The organism is Sediminibacillus halophilus (assembly GCF_900103695.1).
GTDB classification, from domain to species: domain Bacteria; phylum Bacillota; class Bacilli; order Bacillales; family Amphibacillaceae; genus Sediminibacillus; species Sediminibacillus halophilus.
Map to the genome: position 1 here is coordinate 108411 of NZ_FNHF01000004.1, position 16348 is coordinate 124758.

The following is a 16348-nucleotide window of genomic DNA, read 5'->3' on the forward strand; positions in this document are numbered from 1 at the left end:
GACAAAATTGAAGGGCGAGCTATTGTATGAAGGCAAAGCAAAGCAAGTATTTCAAGCAGAAGGCAATATCGATCAATTGATACTATCGTATAAAAATGATGCGACCGCCTTTAACGGCGAAAAAAAGGCGGTTTTTTCAGGAAAAGGCAAGTACAACAATTTGATATCGGCGAAGGTTTTTGAATATTTGCGTGACAAAGGAGTGGCAAGTCATTTTGTCCGCAGCCTGAACGATACAGAACAGCTCGTTGTAAAGACAGACATCATTCCGGTAGAAGTTGTCGTACGGAACATTGCAGCCGGCAGTATCACCCGCCGGCTCGGCATCGAAGAAAAGACGGTTTTTACACCACCTTTGGTAGAGTTGTTTTATAAAAAGGATGAACTCGGGGATCCACTGATCAATGATGAGCACGCTTTGCTGCTTACGGATGTGAAATCGGAAGAGTTGGAAGCCATCAAAGTTATGGCTTTGGAAGTGAATCAGCATCTGCAGGGATTCTTTGAATCTATTAATCTTACACTGGCAGATTTCAAGCTGGAGTTCGGCAGAAATGCAGTTGGCGACATCATCCTATCTGACGAGGTTTCGCCGGATACATGCCGGCTATGGGATAAAGACAGTGGTGCCAAGATGGATAAGGATGTATTCCGGGAAGATTTGGGCGACCTTTTGCAAGTATATGATGCAATTCTTCAACGACTGGAGGCGGTAGTATGAAAACAGTGAAAATCTTTATAACTTTGAAGCATGGTGTTTTGGATCCACAAGGAAAAGCGGTCCAGGAATCCTTGAACAAATTGGGTTTCCCGGAGGTAAAGGGTGCAAGGGTTGGAAAGTATATGGAACTTCAGCTTGATGACCATGCGGACATTGATCAACAAATTAAAGAAATGTGTGCCAAGCTGCTTGCCAATCCAGTTATTGAAGATTATCAGTACACGATTGAGGAGGGAGCTGTCCAGTGAAATTTGCGGTGATCGTTTTCCCAGGCTCGAACTGTGACAGAGACATGTATCATGCAGTGCAAGACTCACTCGGCGAAGAAGCAAAACTCGTTTGGTATGAAGATGCCGACTTGGTCGAGTTTGATGCCATCTTATTGCCCGGGGGCTTTTCCTATGGAGACTACTTACGGTCCGGCGCGATTGCGGCGACATCCAATATCGTCAATCAGATCAAACAGAAGGCTTCCGAGGGGATGCCGATTTTAGGTGTCTGCAACGGATTTCAAGTGCTGCTGGAATCCGGGCTTTTACCAGGTGCCATGTTGCGGAATAAAAAGCTGAAGTTCATGTGCCACCAGGAGGAATTGGTGGTGGAAAACAATCAAACCCAATTCACTTCTTCCTATGAGGAAAAGGAGACCATATCCCTTCCGATTGCCCACGGGGAAGGCAATTATTACTGTGACGAGAAAGTACTCGCAGAACTGGAGGCAAACGGGCAAATCGTTTTCCGTTATGCGGACAATCCGAACGGTTCTGTGGGGGATATAGCCGGAATCATCAATGAACAAGGAAATGTGCTCGGCATGATGCCCCACCCTGAACGAGCAACAGAAGCGGTGCTGGGAAGTGATGATGGTCTGAAGCTATTTAAATCGGTCGTGAACCATTGGAGGGAAGCATATGTTGCAGGCGTCTGAGATAAGCCCGGAAGTGATTGAAAAGGATTTGCTTTATAAAGAGATGGGACTCACCGATGCGGAATACGAGCACATCAAAAAGGTGTTGAACCGGCGGCCGAATTTCACCGAAGCAGGTATTTTTTCGGTCATGTGGTCGGAGCACTGCAGCTATAAAACGTCAAAACCGCTGTTGAAAAAGTTCCCGACGAAGGCTCCTCATGTGTTGCAGGGACCTGGGGAAGGAGCGGGAATCATTGATATCGGCGATGGTCAGGCGGCTGTGTTCAAAATCGAGAGTCACAATCACCCATCGGCTGTCGAACCATACCAGGGAGCTGCCACCGGTGTCGGAGGCATCATCCGCGACGTTTTTTCCATGGGAGCACGGCCGGTCGCCTTGCTCAACTCACTCCGTTTCGGCAGCCTTGCTTCTGAACGGGTCAAGTATTTGTTTGAAGAGGTTGTCAACGGAATCGCCGGATATGGTAACTGTGTCGGTGTGCCGACAGTAGGCGGAGAAGTACAATTCGACAATTGTTATGAAGGAAACCCGCTCGTCAATGCAATGTGTGTCGGATTGATCGACCAAAAGGATATCCAAAAAGGAATTGCAGCGGGAATCGGAAATACCGTGTTGTATGCCGGAGCGCCTACTGGGCGGGACGGCATACATGGTGCCACTTTTGCATCGGAAGATTTGTCGGAAGAATCCGAAAGTAAGCGTCCTTCAGTCCAGGTTGGTGATCCGTTTATGGAAAAGCTGCTGATCGAGGCGTGTCTCGAAGCAATCCATTGTGAATCATTGGTCGGCATGCAGGATATGGGAGCTGCCGGATTGACTTCATCCGCCAGCGAAATGGCCAGCAAAGCCGGGATGGGTATGGAAATGAACCTTGACCTGGTACCACAGCGGGAATTGGAGATGACCCCATATGAACTGATGCTGTCCGAGTCGCAGGAACGGATGCTGATGGTAGTAAAGAAAGGCGAGGAACAGGAAATCATCGATATTTTTCAAAAATATGGACTTGAAGCCGTTGCAGTCGGACAGGTGACGGATGATAAGCAATTCCGTCTGCTGCATAAAGGCGAAGTGGTTACGGATATCCCGGTCGACTCCCTTGCGGAGGACGCGCCGGTTTATCATAAACCTTCCAAAGTGCCTGCATACTTTAAAGCGTACCAACAAGTCGATTACTATCCCGAAGGTATCCAAAACTTTAGCGAAACGCTCAAGGCGCTGTTACAGCAGCCGACCATCGCCAGTAAGGAGTGGGTGTATGATCAGTACGATTCGATGGTGCAAACAAACACCATCGTGACACCAGGATCCGATGCAGCGGTGATCAGAGTTAAAGGGACGGACAAGGCGCTCGCCATTACTACAGATTGCAATTCCCGCTATATTTATTTGGATCCAGAAACCGGCGGGAAGATAGCAGTGGCAGAGGCAGCGCGAAATATCGTCTGCTCAGGCGGGAAACCGCTCGCTTTGACCGACGGACTAAACTTAGGAAACCCGGACAAACCGGAGAATTTCTGGCAAATGGAAAAGAGTGTCGATGGCATGAGTGCAGCCAGTCTTGTTTTGAACACGCCGGTTATCAGTGGCAATGTATCGCTGTATAACGAGACGAATGGCCAGTCGATTTTTCCGACACCGGTTGTCGGAATGGTCGGCTTATTGGACTCACTGAATCATGTGACGCCATCTTTCTTCCAGAAAGCGGGAGATGTGATTTATGTGATCGGTGAAGCGAAAGCGGAGTTTGGCGGTAGCGAACTGCAAAACGTCCTGGAAAACACTTATTTCGGTAAAGCCCCTGCAATTGATTTGGAGTTGGAAACGAAACGGCAAAATCAATTATTGGAGGCGATTCAGGCGGGCACCGTCGTTTCAGCCCATGACCTGGCGGAAGGAGGACTTGCAGTGGCACTGGCTGAGAGCTGCTTCGCTGGTCGGGTCGGTCTCGATGTGCAGTTGGAAGGGGACGCTGTAACCGAATTGTTCAGCGAAACGCAATCCCGTTTCCTCGTATCTGTCAGCCAAGAGAATCAACAGGCATTCGAGCGGATTGTGGAAGATGCTATTCCAATCGGTGCCGTCACAGACGATGGACAGTTTCGCATCCAGATTAATGGTGAAACAAGAATTGATCAGACGACAGAAGACCTGAAAGCAATTTGGAAAGGGGCCATACCATGCTTGCTGAAATCAAGGGCTTAAATGAAGAGTGCGGCGTATTTGGCATCTGGGGGCACGAAAAAGCGGCAGAGGTTGCATACTACGGGCTGCATGCGTTGCAGCACCGCGGTCAGGAAGGAGCGGGGATTGTGACCAGTGATGGGGAATCCCTGCATCTTCATAAAGGAAACGGTTTGATCAATGATGTGTTCCAACAAGATGAGTTTTCCCGGCTGAGGGGGAAGGCTGCACTGGGGCATGTCCGCTATGCGACACAGGGGGGCGGCGGTTATGAAAACGTTCAGCCGCTTGTTTTCCGGTCGCAAAAGGAAAGCATGGCGCTTGCCCATAATGGCAATCTGGTCAATGCATATGCCTTGAAGCATCAGTTGGAAGCGCAAGGAAGCATTTTGCAGACGACTTCCGATACCGAAGTGTTGGCTCATTTAATCAAGCGGAGCGGCCATCTGTCGATGGAGGAAGCGATCATTCAGGCGCTCAGTATGATCAAGGGAGCCTATGCCTTTTCCATCCTTACCGAAAACAAGCTTTACGTAGCGCTGGATCCGCGCGGCTTACGCCCGTTGTCATTAGGCATGATCGGAGGGGCTTATGTCGTTTCATCCGAAACCTGTGCCTTTGATGTAATCGGCGCTTCTTACTTACGGGAGGTCAAGCCGGGAGAATTGTTGATTATTGATGACCATGGGGTGAGCTCCCGTACCTTCGCTTCCCCGTTAAATCGGACACTTTGTTCGATGGAATATGTTTACTTTTCCCGCCCGGACAGTGATTTGAACGGAAAAAACGTCCATGCTTCACGTAAGGCGATGGGCAAAGAGCTGGCCAAGGAGGCACCGGTCGAAGCTGACGTCGTGACTGGTGTGCCTGATTCCAGCATTTCAGCGGCCATTGGCTATTCGGAAGCATCCGGCATTCCGTATGAACTCGGTCTGATTAAAAATCGCTATGTCGGCAGGACTTTTATCCAGCCGTCTCAAGAGCTGCGAGAGCAGGGTGTCAAAATGAAGCTTTCCGCGGTAAGGGGAATCGTAGACGGCAAACGGGTAGTCATGGTCGATGACTCGATTGTCCGCGGCACAACAAGCAAGCGGATTGTCCGAATGCTTAAGGAAGCCGGCGCAACAGAGGTCCATGTCCGGATTGCTTCCCCTCCGATCGAGAACCCTTGCTACTATGGCATCGACACCTCGACAAAAGGCGAACTGATTGCCTCCAATAATAGCGTCGAAGAAATCAGGGAACTGATCGGTGCCGACAGTCTCTCCTACTTAACGACGGAGGGATTGGAGAATGCGATAGTAGCTGGTGATGATGCAGCAGAACACGGCATCTGCAACGCCTGTTTTACCGGAAACTACCCTACTGAAATATATCCTGAAACAGCACTTCCAGCCACAAAGGCGTAGCCTGCAGGTCTGGTTACAGAAAAGGAGCGTTCATATGAGTGAAGCTTATAAGCAAGCAGGCGTGGATGTAGAAGCTGGTTACCGCGCGGTAGAGTTGATGAAAAAACATATTGCCAAAACCGATCGAAAAGAAGTGATCGGCGGTGTCGGCGCCTTTGCCGGATTGTTCGAACTCGGTTCATTTTCTTACCAGGACCCTGTCCTTGTTTCGGGCACGGATGGAGTCGGCACCAAACTGAAGCTGGCTTTTGAAATGGATAAGCACGACAGCGTGGGGATTGATCTTGTAGCCATGTGTGTCAATGACATTGTCGCGCAAGGTGCAGATCCGTTGTTTTTCCTCGATTATATAGCATGCAGTAAAAATGAACCGGAAAAAATCGAGCAGATAGTAAAAGGGATCGCGGAAGGCTGTGTCGATGGTGGTTGCGCGTTGATTGGTGGAGAAACAGCAGAAATGCCAGGGATATATCAACATGGCGAATATGATTTGGCCGGATTTGTGGTGGGCATTGCTGAGAAAATGAATATTATCACTGGCAGTGAAGTCGAGCCGGGAGAAGCGGTCATCGGGATTGCCTCGAGCGGCGTCCATTCCAATGGCTTTTCCCTTGTTCGAAAAGTCATCGAGGAGTATCAACTCGACTTGAACAAAGTCTACGAACCGTTGCATCAAACTTTGGGTGAAGCCTTGCTTGAGCCGACGAAAATTTATGCAAAGGCTGTTCAATCCCTTCGCGGCCAAATCAGGGTAAAAGGGATTTCCCATATTACCGGCGGCGGTTTTTACGAAAATCTTCCGCGTGCGCTTCCGGAACACCTCGGCGTATCCGTTACCACCGGATCGTGGACAGTTCCACCGGTGTATGAGGTTCTGCAAAAACATAGCGGTCTTGCGTTACAAGATATGTTTGGCGTATTTAATATGGGAATCGGAATGGCGGTAATCGTGCCGGAAAAACAAGCTGAATCTGCAATCGACTTGTTGGAACAACAAGGAGAAACGGCCTATCATATCGGGCAGGTGACTGCGGGGCAGGGAGTGAACATTCGTCATGCATGAGAAACAACGGGTGGCGGTATTTGCTTCCGGTACCGGCAGCAACTTTGCTGCAATAGCGGATGCGATCGATCAGGGAAGTTTGGATGCGGAAATCGCTTTGTTGGTTTGCGATAAACCTGAAGCTAAGGCTATCGAAAAAGCCAATGAACGTCAAATTCCCGTATTTGCTTTTCAACCCAGAACGTATCCAACGAAAGCGGATTATGAACGGGATATATTGCAAAAACTGAATGATTGCAAGGCGGAATGGTTGATTTTGGCGGGTTATATGAGGCTGATTGGCAGCACGCTGCTCGACCCTTTCGAAGGTCATATTGTCAATATCCATCCTTCTTTGCTGCCCGCTTTTCCCGGTAAGGATGCGATCGGACAGGCGCTTTCGACGGGAGTCAGGGTGACCGGAGTAACGGTTCACTTTGTTGATGAAGGGATGGATACCGGGAAGATTATCGATCAGGAGGCAGTCAGAATCCGGGAAGAGGATGACCGGTATTCCTTACAGGCAGCCATTCAGGAGATTGAACACCGGCTTTTTCCCAGGACAATCCAAGCACTCATTCAGGCGGAAAAGAGAGAGGAGATTAAATCATGAAGAAGCGCGCATTATTCAGTGTTTCAGATAAAAGCAATGTGGTTGATTTTGCAAAAGGACTGGACCGGCTGGGTTATGAGCTGGTATCTACCGGTGGGACCTTGAAAAAGCTGCAGGAGGCAGGCCTGCCGGCTATTCCAGTTTCCGATGTAACCAAATTCGATGAAATTTTGGACGGACGGGTAAAAACGCTGCACCCGAACATCCATGGCGGTTTGCTGGCGAAACGCGGGGATGATGGACACTTGAAGCAGCTGGAAGAGCGGGATATTGATCCAATCGATATCGTAGTCGTCAATCTTTATCCATTTAAACAAACGATTGATCAACCTGGTGTTACCGAAGCTGAAGCAATTGAAAATATTGATATCGGCGGTCCGTCCATGCTTCGGGCAGCGGCGAAAAATTTTCGGGATGTCACAGTGGTAGTAGATCCTGAAGATTACCAGCCGGTGTTGGAACAGCTGGAGCATGGCGGACTGCAAGTGGATGACCGTAAACAGTTAGCTGCCAAGGTTTTTCGCCATACAGCCAACTACGATGCCATGATTGCCGGGTATTTTTCCGAAATTACCGGGGAGACTGCTCCGGAGACTTACACGATTACATATGAAAAAGTACAATCATTGCGTTATGGAGAAAATCCTCACCAACATGCAGCATTTTATAAACAGCCGAATGGAAAAGGAGCCTCCATTGCCAACGCGGAACAGCTACACGGGAAAGAGCTTTCCTACAATAATATTCAGGATGCCAACGCGGCATTGGAGATGGTCTTGGAATATGAAGGAGCCGCTGCAGTCGCAGTTAAACATATGAATCCATGCGGAATCGGTATTGGTCAAACAATCGGCTCGGCCTTCCATAAGGCCTATCAGGCAGATCCTGTTTCCATTTTTGGCGGTATTGTCGCTTTAAATCGTGAAGTGGATACAGCGACTGCAGAGCAATTGAAGGAGATTTTTTTGGAGATCGTCATTGCCCCTTCCTTCTCAGACGAGGCAATGGAATTGTTGACGGAGAAGAAAAATATTCGTCTATTGAAAATATCGATGGAGACCGCTAACCAAAACCGGCAAAAAGTCGTCAGCGTCACTGGCGGTTTACTCGTGCAAGACATCGATGATGGAAAAGTGGCCGAACAGGATGTGAATGTGGCGACAAGCAGGAAGCCGAATGAGCAGGAAATGAAAGACTTGTTATTTGCCTGGAAGGCAGTAAAGCATGTGAAATCCAATGCCATCGTGATTGCTAATCAGGATCAGACATTGGGGATTGGTGCCGGGCAAATGAATCGCGTAGGCACTGCGAAAATAGCGCTTGAGCAAGCAGGTGAACAGGCAAATGGAGCCGTCATGGCTTCCGATGCCTTTTTCCCGATGCCCGATACGGTGGAGACAGCTGCAAAAGCAGGAATCACTGCGATTATCCAGCCGGGAGGTTCAAAGCGGGACGAAGATTCCATCACTGCTTGCAACGAACATGGAATCGCTATGGTCTTTACTGGCATGAGGCATTTCAAGCACTAACAGCACGGAGAAAGCGGGACCTGGGAAAAATGGGGTTCCGCTGCTTTCAATAAGGCCAAAAAAGAGGGAGGGATTCGATGAACGTATTAGTAATTGGCAGTGGTGGACGGGAACATAGCATGGTAAAAAAGCTCAAGGAGAGCAAGCTTGTCGATAAGCTATATGCCGCACCGGGAAATGGCGGGATCAGCCAGGACGCGCAGTGTGTCCCGATAAAGGACGACCAAATTGAAGAACTTGCCGCGTTTGCAAAAGAAGAGGACATCGACTGGACCATCGTAGGTCCGGAAAATCCGTTGGCAGCCGGGATTGTTAATACTTTTGAAAGAGAACAGCTGCAAATTTTCGGTCCGGCGCAAGAAGCTGCTATCATTGAAGGCAGCAAGGATTTTGCTAAAGGATTCATGCATAAATATGATATTCCGACTGCTGCCTATCAAACCTTTACCGACGCTGACAAAGCCAAGGCTTTTATCCGTGATCAAGGTGCCCCGATTGTTATCAAAGCGGACGGACTTGCAGCCGGTAAAGGAGTGGTAGTGGCCAAGACGCTGGAACAGGCGCTGTTAGCTGTTGATCATATGCTGGTCGAAAACGAATTTGGAAATGCGGGAAGCAGAATTGTCGTTGAAGAATTTTTAGAAGGAAAAGAGTTTTCTTTGATGGCTTTTGTAGACGGCCACCGGGTCTTTCCGATGGTGCCTGCCCGTGACCATAAGCGGGCACATGACGGGGATCAAGGGCCAAATACCGGCGGAATGGGCGCCTATGCGCCGATTCCTGACTTGAGTGATGCGGTTATCGAATCAGCCATCTCTGATATTCTGAGGCCTGCCGCCGCCGGAATGGTCACAGAGAACCGGCTGTTTACCGGAGTGCTCTATGCGGGTTTGATTGAAACCTCTGACGGACCGAAAGTGATTGAATTCAATGCCCGAATGGGTGATCCGGAAACTCAGGTCGTCCTCCCGTTGCTGGAAAATGACTTGCTGCAGGTCATCATCGATGTAAAAGCTGGAAGGGACCCTCAGCTTACTTGGAAAGAGGCTGCTTGTATCGGTACGGTTGTTGCTTCTGCCGGTTATCCTGGAACTTATGAAAAAGCGAAACCGCTGCCGACTATGGAGGGCGCGGAGGAAGAAGGCTGTTTTGTAATTCATGCCGGCACGAAACAGGAGGGCGATCAATATGTATCCGTAGGCGGCCGTGTCTTGCTTGCTGGCTCGATACAAAAGGAGCAGCAGGCTGCACAGGAGGCAGTTTACCGCTTCTTAAAAAGATTTGACGCCAGTCAGGACTTTTTTTATCGTCGTGACATCGGTATTGCCGACAAAACGGAAAAAGCATAAAAGGACAGCCGCCGGCTGTCCTTTTTCCATGCCTACACAATCTTGATGATTTTTCCGATAATAAGATAAGATGTTTATCTATGTGTTACCTTTGCGGAAAAAATATAAACTGCGCAGTAACTGTAATGGGTAGTTTCATTGCCTATTCAAAAAGCGTGCTAATCAACGCTTCGGTAGCATACTTCGCTTTCCGCGGGCACGGCTTCAGCTAACTTGATAAAGAAAACCGCTTTACCAAGTGGATCTTCAGCTCGCGCTGTTCCCGCAGGAGTCTGCGTATGCTACCTACGCCAAGAAGTATGCTGATTATCGCAAGCGTAGAAGCGTAGAAACTCTTTCCTTGAAACCCAACAAGAATTCTTAAAAACGGTTGTCAGGAAACGCATGCTTATCTTCCCAGAAAACAGTTGGAGTTCTGTCTTTTCCCCTTTTCATGGACTTTCTTTCTGCTTGTTTTCTAGCTATGTCTTTTGTAAAACGGTGCGTCGAGTACCATGAATAAAAAAATGCCTAGTTGAATGTTTCTAAACAGGAAACTTGCCCCAGCGAAGGAAATACCCGAAGACTCCTGCGGGAGGAAAGGCTTCGGTGAGATCCCGCAGAGCGTCAGCTCGAGGAAGCCCACCAGCCCGCCCGCGGAAAGTGGAGGGTATTTCCGCAGCGCCGAATTCCACTCAACCAATGCAAGAAGTTAGAAAGATAAATTCAAACTATATAAGGAGTTTCTATCAACGTTGATTATCAAGGCTTTAGGGTTTCGACTAAGGATTAAACGGCTCTCCTGCTTATAGGAATAAAGCATGGTTTCGTAAAGGACCAGCAATCATCATAATAATTGAGGTTTTCGTGAATAGAATGATAGTAAAAATATGAAGATTTTGTTATATTATCTTCCAAACGCTTATCTTTGATTTCTACCTTGTGTTACGATAGAAAAAACAATCAGAGAACAGGAGAATTTGCCATGAATGAGCACCGCTATCGCTGGAGAAACAAACAACTGCGCGAACACGTTTCCGTTATCGACGGCCTGCTTGCACCGACATTGCTTTTGAAAAATGTCGTTTACTTAAATGTATTCTTGAAAAAATGGATCAAAGCAAATATTTGGGTATATCAAGACCGCATTGTTTATGTCGGAGACCGCCTTCCAAAAAACACAAATGGCACTGAAGTTACCGACTGTGAAGGAAAGTATGCTGTACCTGGGTACATAGAGCCGCATGCCCATCCATTCCAATTATACAATCCGCATCAGCTGAGTGAATATGTTGCCCAAACCGGTACGACAACACTGATGAACGACAACTTGATTTGGTTATATTTATTAGAAATAAAGAAAGCGTTTACACTATTGGATAGTTTTATGGACCTGCCCGTGTCGATGTATTGGTGGGCAAGATTCGATCCCCAATCTTCTTTGCAGGATGAGCTGGGTGTGTTCAGTAACTCCCAAGTCATTTCCTGGCTCGAACACGAAGCTGTTGTTCAGGGAGGCGAACTCACTTCCTGGCCACAGGTTTTGGAAGACGATGACCGGATTTTATACTGGATGCAGGAGTCGAAAAGGTTGGGAAAACCAATAGAGGGCCACTTTCCGGGCGCCTCGGAACATACATTGATCAAAATGAAACTGCTTGGTGCTAGTGCCGATCATGAAGCCATGACCGGCCAGGAGGTGGTGGATCGCCTGCAATCCGGTTACCAGGCGGGTTTGCGTTATTCCTCGATCCGACCGGATTTACCGAAAATCCTGGAAGAAATCCAACAGCTGGGCGTAGATCAGTTCGACCAGCTTACCATGACCACGGATGGGTCTACCCCTTCATTTTATGAAAAAGGCATGATGAACCAGTGCATCCGTATAGCATTGAAACAAGGAGTTCCTGTCGAAGATGCCTATATGATGGCCAGTTACAATGCCGCCAAGCATTTCAATATGCGAGACAGGCTGGGAAGCATCGCGCCAGGACAGGTAGCACATATCAACTTGCTCGAAGCGAAGGACAATCCAGACCCTGTCTCGGTAATTGCCAAAGGCCAGTGGATGAAACGAGATGGCAGTCAGGTATCACTTGGCTGTTCCATTGATTGGAAGGAGTATGGAATCGGACCGCTGGAGCTGGACTGGAACTTGGAAGTTAGCGATTTGCAGTTTTCCATTCCAATCGGTTTGGAGATGGTCAATGATGTCATTATCAAACCCGTTGCCCTGACCCTGGATGTCACGGTGGACGAAATCGAGGAAAAATATGATGAAGCATTTCTAATGCTCGCAAGCCGCGAAGGGAAATGGCGAGTCAATACGGTGATCAAAGGGTTTACTAACAAGCTTGGGGGCATGGTCAGCTCTTATTCCAACACCGGGGATATCGTATTGATCGGTAAGAACAAACAGGATTTGATGCTGGCTTTCCGGCACATGAAAGAAATCGGCGGCGGGATCGTCCTGGCACATCAAGGTGAGATCATTTACGAGATGCCGCTGCCTTTGGCGGGTATGATGTTTTCCGGTAAAATGGAAGAACTAATCGAGAAAGAAAGAGAACTGAAATCAACTCTGAAGGCATTTGGCTATCAGTACAATGATCCGGTCTATAATCTGCTGTTTTTATCATCAACCCATTTGCCGTTTATCCGGATTACCCCGAAAGGAATCATTGATGTGAAAAAGAAGGAGGTTCTTTTTCCAGCAATCATGCGGTAAAATAGAAGTTAAAACAAAATAGAGAGAGATAACAGACAAAGGTGTGTGGGGAAATGCGAAATAATTGGTTGAAACTGGCTCTCGGTTTGTTGCTGATTGTCGTGGTGGCAGCAGCCTGCTCGAAGGACGAGCAGTCACAGAAGCCTGAATCGGAACCGGATGATCAGGGACAGGAGGAACCGGCTGGCGAGCCGGAAGAGCCGGAAGAACCAGCATATGAAAATGTCTATCCGTTGACCGGAATTGGCACAAATGATCCTGTCGATAATCGGATTGTTGCCGTCATGGTCAACAACCACCATAAGGCAAGGCCGCAGTCCGGCTTGACAAAAGCAGATATGGTTTTTGAGATTCTGGCCGAAGGAAGAATTACAAGATTCATGGCACTGTTCCACAGTGAACAGCCGGAAGTAGTCGGGCCGGTGAGAAGTGCCCGTCCGTATTATTTCAATTTGGCGGATGATTATGGTGCTCTTTATGTGTATCACGGTGCTGCCAACTTTATTGAGGACATGCTGAAAAACGGGGCCGCCGATCATTTGAATGGGGCTTACTATGATAATGACGGTCATCTGTTCAAGCGGTCACAGAACCGGGTGGCACCCCATAACTCGTATTTGCAGTTTGACGCCGTGAAGGAGGTCGCCGAGGAAAAAGGCTATGATATGAAGGCAGAATATGAGCCGCTTCCGTTTTTGGACGAGGAGGAAACTGCTGCTATTTCCGGGGATAATGCTTCCGAGGTTTCGTTTTCTTACAATGATACTCCTGTGCGTTATGTCTATGATGAGGAACTGGAGAAATATTTGCGGTATAATGGAGACAGCCAAACAGTTGAACTGGAATCCGATGAAGCGGTACAATTAGATAACGTCTTGATTATGGCCACCCATCATGAAGTCATCGACGATGCCGGCAGGCGTGAAGTGGACATGGAGTCTGGCGGCAAGGCGTACTTGCTTCAAAAAGGTGTAGTACAGGAAGTCCAATGGGCAAATATCGATGGGAGAATCCTTCCGGTGAAAGACGGAGAACCAGTAGGACTGGTCCCTGGCAAGACCTGGATCAATGTAGTGCCGGACAGACAAAGCCTGGAAGGGACTGTCACCATCAATTAGGAAACGTATTGGACAACCTCTTACAAGGAGTGTAGGAAAATGCAAATAGATAAACTGCGGGGCGAGCAGCTCGATCGATTGTTTGATGCCATTCTCAGCCTGGAGGATCGGGAAGAATGCTATCGTTTTTTCGATGATATCGCTACGATCAGTGAGATTCAGGCACTGGCACAAAGATTGCTGGTCGCAAAAATGCTCCGTGAAGGGGACACGTACGGGGTGATTGTCGAGGAATCAAATGCTTCGACGACAACCATTTCCCGTGTCAAACGCTGCCTGAATTACGGCAACGACGCTTATTCGATGGTCCTCGATCGGCTCGAGCAAAACGATAAGGATGAAGAGGAAAGGTAATAAGGCGCCGGGTCTGCGTAACGCAGACCGGCGTTTGTTTTGAAGAATAAGAAGTCTTGGGGGTCATAACATGGTCAAATTCGGGATAATCGGTACTAATTGGATCACGGAAAAATTTCTTGATGGCGCTGTACAAGTGGAAGATTTCCAGTTGGAAGCAGTTTATTCAAGGACAGAGGAAAAAGCACGTACATTCGCGTTGATGCACAAAGCTGAACATACCTACACAGATTTACATAAGTTTGCGTCCAGCGATACTTTCGATGCTGTTTATATTGCCAGTCCCAATTCGTTGCACGCTGAACAGGCGATAGAGTGTATGGAACATGGAAAGCACGTGATGGTGGAAAAGTCGATTGCTTCTAACAGTCGTGAGGTAGAGCGGATGATCGAGACGGCAAAACGGAACGGCGTTTTATTGATGGAAGCGTTGAAGACTGTTTTCCTCCCTAATTTTCAAGCAGTGCAGGATAACTTGGAAAAGATCGGGCCAGTTCGTCGTTACTTTGCCAGCTACTGCCAATACTCTTCCCGCTATGACGCCTATAAGGAAGGGACCGTGCTCAATGCATTCGACCCGGCTTTTTCCAACGGATCGTTGATGGATATCGGCGTATATTGCATCTATCCGATGGTTACCTTGTTTGGTAGTCCGGAACGTGTAACGGCTAGCAGTCTGATGTTGGAGTCCGGCGTCGATGGGCAAGGTAGCGCCATTTTTGACTATCCGGAATTCAACGGAGCAGTGATGTACTCCAAAATAGCTGATTCCTATCTACCGTCTGAAATCCAGGGAGAGAAGGGCAGTATACTGGTGGATAATATCAACACACCGACGCATGTGGAAGTTAAGTATAAAGACGGCACGAGTGAGGATGTCAGCAGACCACAAGTGGAAAATGGAATGTTTTATGAGGCAGAAGCGTTTATTGAACTGATAAAGCAGGGGAAAACCGAATCGGAAATCTGTACGCTCGAGCGCTCGCTGGAAACGGCCAGGGTGCTGGAAGAAATCCGTAACCAGACGGGTGTTCATTTTCCGGCAGATGAGCGATAGATACAAATGGTAAAACAGAAGACAAGTAAAAGCCTAAATCACACGATGGTTTAGGCTTTTTATTATCGAGTGATGCTGGTTGATAGCTATCGTATTTCCTTGTTTTTTCAGATTTTTCTAATAAACAATGGAAATGGATGTTAAAATGAGGGTAGCTAATAGGGTAAATATACAAAGCATGATGCGTATATCTGTTGTTAAGGAAAGGGGAAGACGATGAAGTTTACTGATTTTTCCGCCTCTCAAATTAGAATCGCGAGACCCACTGATAAATTTGATGAGATGATTCGTTTTTATGAAAAAGGGCTGGGGCTCGAGATACTTACAACATTCTCGGGTCACCGAGGGTATGAAGGTGTTATTTTTGGCCTGCCTGATCTTCCTTACCATTTAGAATTCACTCGTCATGTAGACGGAAGTCCATGTCCTGCTCCAACAAAAGACAATCTGTTGGTTTTATATATACCTGATACGGATGAACAAGAGAAGGTAGCTCAGCGGCTGAACGATATGGGTTATGGTGAAGTGGAACCGGAAAATCATTATTGGGAAGAAAAGGGGAAAACAATCGAAGATCCCGATGGCTGGCGAATTGTGCTAATGAATACGCACGGTATTTAAAGGGGGGAAAACGATGCAAATTAAGGAAGTTACCTTGAAAACCAGTAAGGTAGAGGAGATGAAAGACTTTTATACAAACGTTCTAGGGTTTCCGTTAATAGATGAAGATCGAGATAGCTTTCAAATAGCTGCGGGCTCCAGCAAACTAGTATTTACTGGGAGGGATGCACGAGGAGAACCTTACTATCATTTTGCCTTTTCCATTCCGGGAACCAAGTTCTATGAAGCAAAGGCATGGGTGAAACGGAAAGTCGATTTAAATCTGGAGAACGGAGAAGATGAAGCTGACTTTCCACACTTATCTGCGCGTTCCTTTTATTTTTATGATCCGGCAGGTAATATTGTAGAATTCATTGCCAGGCATTCTATCACGGAAACTGAGGAGGAGGCCTTCTCGACAAAAAACATTGTAAACATCAGCGAAGTAAGTCTGACAGTAGAGGATGCCATTGCAGCGGGTGAACAGCTACAGGAGTTCGGGATAAAAGAACGGGATAACGAGCCAATAAATGCCTCGTCGCTTAACTTTATAGGAGAGAGGGAGACAGGGGTCTTCCTATTGTTGACCCAGCCGGGGAGAAGATGGATCTTTTCGAACAAAGCAGCAGCTGTGTATCCACTCCGTCTATCGTTAGCGAATAATGTGCAGATCTTGGTTGATGAATACCATCCATTCGTGATCGATAATACAGGTTGAGTGGGAAAGACGTTG

Annotated in this window: 15 protein-coding genes; all 15 read left to right on the forward strand. The window is 47.7% G+C overall.

The window, feature by feature from the left end:
* The first annotated feature begins 7 nt into the window (after positions 1-7).
* The 15 genes from purC (at position 8) to BLR82_RS14505 (ending at position 16333) form a co-directional block, all read left to right on the forward strand.
* Positions 8-721: a phosphoribosylaminoimidazolesuccinocarboxamide synthase gene (gene purC, locus BLR82_RS14435; protein WP_074600379.1), complete on the forward strand. Its 714-nt coding sequence runs from the start codon at positions 8-10 to the stop codon at positions 719-721.
* Positions 718-969: a phosphoribosylformylglycinamidine synthase subunit PurS gene (purS, locus tag BLR82_RS14440; protein ID WP_074600185.1), complete on the forward strand. Its 252-nt coding sequence runs from the start codon at positions 718-720 to the stop codon at positions 967-969. Before purC ends, purS begins: the two co-directional genes overlap by 4 nt.
* Positions 966-1649 (forward strand): phosphoribosylformylglycinamidine synthase subunit PurQ, encoded by a 684-nt coding sequence (gene purQ / locus BLR82_RS14445; protein WP_074600186.1) that lies wholly within the window; start codon positions 966-968, stop codon positions 1647-1649. Before purS ends, purQ begins: the two co-directional genes overlap by 4 nt.
* Positions 1633-3858, forward strand: a complete 2226-nt coding sequence (gene purL / locus BLR82_RS14450; RefSeq protein ID WP_074600187.1) for a phosphoribosylformylglycinamidine synthase subunit PurL — start codon at positions 1633-1635, stop codon at positions 3856-3858. The genes purQ and purL overlap by 17 nt, the downstream gene beginning before the upstream one ends.
* Complete coding sequence (purF, locus tag BLR82_RS14455) at positions 3834-5246, forward strand: amidophosphoribosyltransferase (RefSeq protein WP_074600188.1); 1413 nt, start codon at positions 3834-3836, stop codon at positions 5244-5246. Before purL ends, purF begins: the two co-directional genes overlap by 25 nt.
* Before the next feature lie 34 nt (positions 5247-5280).
* Positions 5281-6309, forward strand: coding sequence for a phosphoribosylformylglycinamidine cyclo-ligase (gene purM, locus BLR82_RS14460; protein WP_074600189.1), 1029 nt, complete (start codon positions 5281-5283; stop codon positions 6307-6309).
* Positions 6302-6901 carry a phosphoribosylglycinamide formyltransferase gene (gene purN, locus BLR82_RS14465; RefSeq protein WP_074600190.1) on the forward strand — a complete coding sequence of 200 codons (600 nt, stop codon included), beginning with the start codon at positions 6302-6304 and terminating at the stop codon, positions 6899-6901. Before purM ends, purN begins: the two co-directional genes overlap by 8 nt.
* Complete coding sequence (purH, locus tag BLR82_RS14470) at positions 6898-8430, forward strand: bifunctional phosphoribosylaminoimidazolecarboxamide formyltransferase/IMP cyclohydrolase (protein WP_074600191.1); 1533 nt, start codon at positions 6898-6900, stop codon at positions 8428-8430. Before purN ends, purH begins: the two co-directional genes overlap by 4 nt.
* A 77-nt stretch (positions 8431-8507) precedes the next feature.
* Entirely contained in the window at positions 8508-9779 is a 1272-nt protein-coding gene (gene purD / locus BLR82_RS14475) for a phosphoribosylamine--glycine ligase (RefSeq protein ID WP_074600192.1), read from the forward strand.
* 964 nt (positions 9780-10743) lie between these two features.
* Positions 10744-12486, forward strand: coding sequence for an adenine deaminase C-terminal domain-containing protein (locus BLR82_RS14480; protein WP_074600193.1), 1743 nt, complete (start codon positions 10744-10746; stop codon positions 12484-12486).
* Positions 12487-12539: 53 nt separating this feature from the next.
* Positions 12540-13604: a DUF3048 domain-containing protein gene (locus BLR82_RS14485; protein ID WP_074600194.1), complete on the forward strand. Its 1065-nt coding sequence runs from the start codon at positions 12540-12542 to the stop codon at positions 13602-13604.
* A 39-nt stretch (positions 13605-13643) separates the two neighbouring features.
* Positions 13644-13958 carry a YerC/YecD family TrpR-related protein gene (locus BLR82_RS14490; protein WP_074600195.1) on the forward strand — a complete coding sequence of 105 codons (315 nt, stop codon included), beginning with the start codon at positions 13644-13646 and terminating at the stop codon, positions 13956-13958.
* A 70-nt stretch (positions 13959-14028) separates the two neighbouring features.
* Positions 14029-15015, forward strand: coding sequence for a Gfo/Idh/MocA family protein (locus BLR82_RS14495; protein ID WP_074600196.1), 987 nt, complete (start codon positions 14029-14031; stop codon positions 15013-15015).
* 216 nt (positions 15016-15231) lie between these two features.
* The gene (locus BLR82_RS14500; protein WP_074600197.1) at positions 15232-15636 is read left to right on the forward strand and encodes a VOC family protein; all 405 of its coding nucleotides are present in this window, start codon (positions 15232-15234) and stop codon (positions 15634-15636) included.
* Between the two features lie 13 nt (positions 15637-15649).
* The gene (locus BLR82_RS14505) at positions 15650-16333 is read left to right on the forward strand and encodes a VOC family protein (RefSeq protein ID WP_074600198.1); all 684 of its coding nucleotides are present in this window, start codon (positions 15650-15652) and stop codon (positions 16331-16333) included.
* Positions 16334-16348 lie beyond the last annotated feature (15 nt).

Bases quoted from the DNA above. Each gene is read 5' to 3' on its own strand.
- BLR82_RS14495 (WP_074600196.1), top strand. From the start codon at position 14,029: ATGGTCAAATTCGGGATAATCGGTACTAATTGGATCACGGAAAAATTT.
- purS (WP_074600185.1), top strand. From the start codon at position 718: ATGAAAACAGTGAAAATCTTTATAACTTTGAAGCATGGTGTTTTGGAT.
- BLR82_RS14500 (WP_074600197.1), top strand. From the start codon at position 15,232: ATGAAGTTTACTGATTTTTCCGCCTCTCAAATTAGAATCGCGAGACCC.
- purH (WP_074600191.1), top strand. From the start codon at position 6,898: ATGAAGAAGCGCGCATTATTCAGTGTTTCAGATAAAAGCAATGTGGTT.
- purN (WP_074600190.1), top strand. From the start codon at position 6,302: ATGCATGAGAAACAACGGGTGGCGGTATTTGCTTCCGGTACCGGCAGC.
- purL (WP_074600187.1), top strand. From the start codon at position 1,633: ATGTTGCAGGCGTCTGAGATAAGCCCGGAAGTGATTGAAAAGGATTTG.
- BLR82_RS14485 (WP_074600194.1), top strand. From the start codon at position 12,540: ATGCGAAATAATTGGTTGAAACTGGCTCTCGGTTTGTTGCTGATTGTC.
- purD (WP_074600192.1), top strand. From the start codon at position 8,508: ATGAACGTATTAGTAATTGGCAGTGGTGGACGGGAACATAGCATGGTA.
- BLR82_RS14480 (WP_074600193.1), top strand. From the start codon at position 10,744: ATGAATGAGCACCGCTATCGCTGGAGAAACAAACAACTGCGCGAACAC.
- purM (WP_074600189.1), top strand. From the start codon at position 5,281: ATGAGTGAAGCTTATAAGCAAGCAGGCGTGGATGTAGAAGCTGGTTAC.
- BLR82_RS14490 (WP_074600195.1), top strand. From the start codon at position 13,644: ATGCAAATAGATAAACTGCGGGGCGAGCAGCTCGATCGATTGTTTGAT.
- BLR82_RS14505 (WP_074600198.1), top strand. From the start codon at position 15,650: ATGCAAATTAAGGAAGTTACCTTGAAAACCAGTAAGGTAGAGGAGATG.
- purF (WP_074600188.1), top strand. From the start codon at position 3,834: ATGCTTGCTGAAATCAAGGGCTTAAATGAAGAGTGCGGCGTATTTGGC.